Raw genomic sequence first — 3,960 nt, forward strand, 5'->3', positions numbered from 1 at the left:
GAAGATCGGCGGCGCTGTCGACGGACAGGGGGGCGTCGGAGATCACGGCCGCCCAGATCTGCAACCCCATCTCCAGGGCCCTCAGCTGTTCCAGCTTCTCGCGCCGTTCGAGCGGCGACGGCGGCGCGGCGCAGAACCGCTCCAGGGCGGCCCGGCGATAGCCGTACAGGCCGATGTGGCGCCACACGGGGCCGTCGCCGTACAGGGTCGAGCGGGTGAAATACAGGGCGCGACCGTGGGTCTGGTCGGGCGCGAGGGCGATCACGGCCTTTACCACATCGGGGTTGGTCCGGTCCGAGGCGTCCGCTTCGGGCGCGATCAGGGTGGCGATGTCGCAGGCGGGCTGAGCCGCCAGCAGGGCCGCGCAGGCGGTGGCCAGACCCGGGTCGGCGAAGGGCATGTCGCCTTGCAGGTTGATCACCACGTCGTGCCGGCCGTCCGGGTCGAGCACTTCCAGCGCCGCGCGGATGCGGTCCGAGCCGCTGGGCAGGTCGGGATCGGTCAGGACGGCGCGCCCTCCGGCCGCCGTGATGACCGCGACGATCTCGGCATCTCCCGCCGCGACCGCGACAGGAAGGCCGGACAGCGTCGCTTGACGCCAGGCCCGCACGATCATGGGGACGCCCCCGATGTCGGCCAGCGGCTTGTCGGGCAGGCGGGTCGCCGCCATGCGGGCCGGGATCAGGACGAGGGGATTCATCTTCGGGTCCATGCCTGCGACGCCGGGACGCCTCAAGGGACGCTTTGGGCTGGTTGCGAAGGTCGCGCTAGGGTGTAAGAGAGCCGCACGCAAGAATCCGCCCCGCCCGACCGTGGCCGGGCCTCAGGAACGGGATGAGACGACGCGCATGAGCGGCGATCTGAAGTGGAACAAGATTCTGGCCGCCGGTCTGGCGACCGCTGTCGTCATCATCGGCGTGCAGCAGGTGACCGGCGCGATTTATTACACCAAGGCGCCTGAAAAGATGGGCTATTTCGTCGACGCGCCGGAAGAGGTTGTCGGCGGCGCGGCCGAAGTCGAACTGGCGCCCGACTGGGGCACCGTGCTGCCGACGGCTGATCTGGTTGCGGGCGAAGCGGCCTTCGCGCGCTGCCAGGCCTGCCACAACGTCGCCGCGGGCGGCGCCAACGGCATCGGTCCTAACCTGTACGGCGTTATGGGCGGTCCCGTGCTGCATGCCGCCGGTTTCGCCTATTCGGACGCCATAACGGCGCACAAGGCCAAGGCACCGAACTGGACCTATGACGAGATGGACCAGTTCCTGACCTCACCGGCCAGGCACATCCCCGGCACCAAGATGTCCTTCGCCGGCATCCGCGACACCAACACCCGGATCAACCTGATCGCCTGGCTGCGCAGCCAGGGGTCTTCGGGCCTCGCCGTTCCCCCCGTCGATCCGACCCGCCAGCCGGGGGCTGTCGTTCCGGTCGAGGGCACCGTTCCCGCAGAAGGCGTCGTTTCCGCCACAAGCGCTGAAACCGCTTCGGCCGATGCTGGCGGACCGGCCGGCGTGGCTCCGACGACGGGCGTCGCGGGTCAGTCGACCACCCTGGCCACCCCGGCTACGCCGCCGGCCAACAGCGGGACCAACACCCCGCGCTGAGGCGTTGACCGCATCGACGGATACACACTCATTGCAGCGCAGTGGGCAATTCATTTCGTTTGCGGTGCAATTATCGCCTTCGCCGCCCCGTCTGTGACGGCTGTCGTTCAGCTTTCGGCACGAACGAACCGGACCATCTCGCAGCCGCACCAATAATGACAAATCGGCAATGATTCACGTCTTGCGCGTCGACCAAGGTTGGGTACCAGTTGGCAATGACACTCGTCGCCGTCGCAGTCCCAGGGGGAAAATCCATGCGCAACGTCCGCCGTATCGCCTTGCTCGGAGGGGTCGCCGCGACCCTGCTGGCCGCCCAGGCCCAGGCCAAAACCATCGTCAGTTCGCCCGCCGCTTCTGCGGCGACCGCGATCCAGGAACGCTTGGCGCCCCTGCCCGATGTCGACATTCCCTTTACCAAATTCGTCCTGAGCAACGGCCTGACCCTGATCGTGCACGAGGACCGCAAGGCCCCGATCGTGGCCGTCAACATCTGGTACGGGGTCGGCTCCAAGGACGAGCCCGAGGGCCGGTCGGGCTTCGCCCACCTGTTCGAACACCTGATGTTCAACGGGTCCGAGAACTACAACACCGACTTCTTCAAGGGCACCGAGCTGCTGGGCGCCACCGATCAGAACGGCACCACCAACACCGACCGCACCAACTATTTCCAGAACGTGCCGACCTCGGCGCTGGACGCTCTGCTGTGGCTGGAAAGCGACCGGATGGGCCATTTGCTGGGCGCCATCGACCAGGCGCGCCTGGATGAGCAGCGCGGCGTGGTCCAGAACGAGAAGCGCCAGGGCGAGAACCAGCCCTATGGCCGCGTCTTCAACGCCATCACCGCTGCGACCTGGCCCGACGAGCATCCCTATGGCCACACCGTCATCGGCTCGATGGACGATCTGAACGCAGCCGACCTGGCGACCGTTCAGCAATGGTTCCGCGACTATTACGGCGCGGCCAACGCCGTGATCGTTCTGGCCGGTGACATCAGCCCCGAGGACGCGCGCCAGAAGGTCGAGCGCTATTTCGGCGACATCCCCTCGGGCCCGCCGATGACCCAGCCGAGCCGCATGATCGCGCCGATGGTCGGGGCCCAGCGCGAGATCATGTATGACCGCGTCGGTCAGCCGCGCCTTTACAAGGTCTGGAACATCACCCCGACCGGCGAGGCAGACACTGATCATTTGGGCATGCTGGCCGACGTGCTGACGTCGGGCCGATCCTCGCGTCTGTTCAAGCGGCTGGTGATCGACGAGCAACTCGCCACTTCGGTCCAGGCCTTCGCCGGGGGGCGGCAGATCGCGGGCCAGTTCCAGGTCGTGGCCACGGCCAAGGCGGGCGGTGACCTGGGGCGGATCGAAGCCATCGTAGACGAGGAGATGGCGCGTCTGCTGCGCGACGGTCCGACCGCCCAGGAACTGGAGCGGGTACGCACCCAGACGGCCGCGGGCTTTATTCGCGGGCTTGAGCGGATCGGCGGGTTTGGTGGCAAGTCCGACCGCCTCGCCGCGTCCGAGGTGTTCTTCGACGATCCGGGCGCGTGGAAGATCAGCTATCAGCGCGTTGTCGACGCCACACCCCGCGACCTGACCACGGCCGGCCGCCGTTGGCTGACGGATGGCAGTTACTCACTGGAGGTCCTGCCGTTCCCTGACTATGCCGTCTCGGCCGGGGTCGACCGCTCCACCGGGGTGCCGGCCACAGGCGATGCTCCGATGGCCAGCTTCCCCGATATCGAGCGCGCGACCCTGTCGAACGGCGTCAAGGTCGTGTTCGTGCAGCGCGAGAGCGTGCCCACGGTCAGTATGAACCTGATCCTGGACGCCGGCTCGGCGGTCGATCCGGCCGGCCAGCTGGGTCTGGCCTCCATGACGCCTACGGTCATGACCAACGGCACCGAGACGCTGGACGCGCTGCAACTCAGCGACCGGCTTCAGATCCTGGGCGCGACCCTGGGCGGCGGATCGGGTCCCAACTTCACGAGCGTCAGCATGAACGCGCTGGAAGCGCGGCTCGATCCCTCGCTGGATCTGTTCGCCGACGTGGTCCTCAATCCTGCCTTCCGCCAGGCGGATTTCACCCGCGTTCAGACGCAGCAGATCGCGGGCATCCAGCAGTCCAACCGCAACCCGGGTGCCATCGCCGGCCGCATCCTCAGCGCCGAACTCTATGGCCCGGACAGCCCCTACGGTCGCCCCAGCCAGGGCACCGAGGAGACGGTGCGGACCCTGACGCCAGAGGCCGCGCGCGCCTATCATGCGACGTGGTTCCGCCCCGACAATGCGACCCTGGTCGTGGTCGGCGACACCACCCTGGCGGCGCTGACGCCCAAGCTGGAGCGCGCGTTCTCCGC

At 67.7% G+C, this 3,960-nt stretch carries 3 protein-coding genes; 2 read left to right on the plus strand and 1 reads right to left on the minus strand.

The window, feature by feature from the left end:
- The coding region (locus ACESMO_RS01455) for a 3-deoxy-manno-octulosonate cytidylyltransferase (RefSeq protein WP_372706404.1) at positions 1 to 700 on the minus strand (700 nt) is incomplete at its 3' end.
- Between the two features lie 148 nt (positions 701 to 848).
- On the opposite strand from ACESMO_RS01455, the gene ACESMO_RS01460 reads away from it, so the two are divergent.
- Both ACESMO_RS01460 and ACESMO_RS01465 read left to right on the plus strand, forming a co-directional pair.
- Entirely contained in the window at positions 849 to 1,604 is a 756-nt protein-coding gene (locus ACESMO_RS01460) for a c-type cytochrome (protein ID WP_372706405.1), read from the plus strand.
- A 254-nt stretch (positions 1,605 to 1,858) separates the two neighbouring features.
- A partial coding sequence (locus ACESMO_RS01465) for a M16 family metallopeptidase (protein ID WP_372706406.1) occupies positions 1,859 to 3,960 on the plus strand: 2,102 nt, incomplete at its 3' end.

Source organism: Brevundimonas sp., from assembly GCF_041688735.1.
GTDB lineage: Bacteria > Pseudomonadota > Alphaproteobacteria > Caulobacterales > Caulobacteraceae > Brevundimonas.

Excerpts from the sequence above, each read along its gene's own strand:
- ACESMO_RS01460 (WP_372706405.1), top strand. The coding sequence starts at position 849 with ATGAGCGGCGATCTGAAGTGGAACAAGATTCTGGCCGCCGGTCTGGCG.